The sequence below is a fragment of the Actinomadura keratinilytica genome, from assembly GCF_039539665.1.
GTDB lineage: Bacteria > Actinomycetota > Actinomycetes > Streptosporangiales > Streptosporangiaceae > Spirillospora > Spirillospora keratinilytica.
The window spans coordinates 1-1,586 of the sequence record NZ_BAABDO010000258.1 but is presented as its reverse complement, the minus strand read 5'-3'; the positions used below and the strand labels follow the sequence as shown (position 1 = coordinate 1,586).

Genomic DNA, 1,586 nt, shown 5'->3' with positions numbered 1-1,586 from the left:
CGCGGGGGCCGCCCCCCGGGCGGCGGCCGACGCGGCGCCGGGGGAGGCCCCGGCGGCCGCGGTCGGCTGCCGCGGCGGCAAGGGCGACGCGGCGGCGCTGGTGCGCGCGGTCCGCGCGGGCGGCGCCATCACCCTCTCCCGGGGCTGCACCTACACGCTGACCCGGGCGTACGGCACGCGGTCCGTGCTGCCGACGATCACCAGGAGCACCAGGATCGACGGGCGCGACGCCACGATCGCCTACACCGGCCGCACACCGGTCGCCTCGTTCTTCCACGTCGGCGGGCCGTCCGGGCAGAGCGCGCAGAGCACGCCGCTCGCCGACCCGCCGATCGACATCCCCGGCCTCCTCGGCGGCCTGCTCGACGGCCTCGGCTCCGCCGCCGGGTTCCGCCGCGCGACCGCGCCGGCGGAGGCGGACCGGCTGCGCGTGGAGCTGCGCGACCTGCGGCTGGTCGCCCGCGGCGCCCGTGTCACCCAGGCGGTCACGGTCCGGCGCAGCGCGCGGGTCTCGCTGATGAACACCCGGGTGATCCCGCGCGGGCGGGCGGCCTACGCGGTGCCGAACGGCGCCCTGCAGGTCGCCGGCGACGCCGCGCAGCAGTGCACCGTGGACGGCGCCGCGCCGTCCGTCGAAATGGACGTCCGGCCCGCGCCGCCGCACGGCGCGGCGCCCGCCGACCCCGGCACGCTGCTGGCCACCCTGATCCCCGCCGCGGGCGGGGCGCGGTCCGCGGGCGCGCCGCTGTCCCTTGGCGCCGCCTCCGGCGCGGGCTGGGGCGACGACGGGGCGGACCCCGCCTGGCGGGACTTCGACTGGCGGCGCTACGGCCTCGGCGGCCTGCTGGAAAGCGACCGGCCCGGGCCCGCGGCGAACAGCACCACCACCAGCACCGCCGTGAACTGCCGGACGGGCGTCCAGGGCCGGACGATCTCCGTCACCTCCACGACGAACTCCCGCACGTCGGCCGGGCTCCTGCCGTGACCGCGCGGCGGGCCGGCCGGCGGCCCCGCCGGGCCGCGGGGCCGCCGGGTCAGACGCCGTCGGCGGACAGCAGCCGCCAGGAGTGGGTGACGGAGGCGCCGGGCGTGCCGAGGTCGCGGCCGCGGTAGGTCCACCGCCCGCGCAGCCGCCATGGTCGTCCGGTGCCGTCCTGCAGGAACACCTGGAGGGCGAAGCTGGCATCGTGCGCGCGGATGACCCCGGCGGAGTCGACCGCGGCGTTGAGTTCGGGCCCGCCGTCGCAGCGGACGCCCATCACGCGCGTCCCCGCGTCCTGCCGCAGGAGGCCCCGGGTCAGGTCGCGCACCAGCACGGAGACGTAGTCCGGGCCGAGCCACCTCAAGTCGGGCAGTGCGGCGGGCGGGGGGAATCCGTACAGTTCTGGACCGCCGGTCACAGGCGCACCGTAGCGCCGGTGGCTCGGTGCCGTCACGGGTTTCGTGCGCGGTTTTCCGCATCCGGCCGCGGTTCGCGGCCGCGCGGCCGGGGGCGCCGCGCGTTCCGCCGGGGCGGGACGGCCGGGACGACGCGGGCGACTTCGACCCCGTCTTCAGCTACCCCAAGCCGGTGCAGGACCCGCACC

Annotated in this window: 2 protein-coding genes; one reads left to right on the top strand and one right to left on the bottom strand. The window is 79.0% G+C overall.

Features of this window, described 5'->3' with window-relative positions; genetic code table 11:
* Positions 1 to 985: hypothetical protein (locus tag ABD879_RS32540; RefSeq protein WP_345025635.1), on the top strand; the 985-nt coding region annotated here is incomplete at its 5' end.
* 49 nt (positions 986 to 1,034) lie between these two features.
* On the opposite strand, the gene ABD879_RS32535 is transcribed toward ABD879_RS32540, so the two are convergent.
* Positions 1,035 to 1,400 carry a hypothetical protein gene (locus tag ABD879_RS32535; protein ID WP_345025634.1) on the bottom strand — a complete coding sequence of 122 codons (366 nt, stop codon included), beginning with the start codon at positions 1,398 to 1,400 and terminating at the stop codon, positions 1,035 to 1,037.
* Positions 1,401 to 1,586 lie beyond the last annotated feature (186 nt).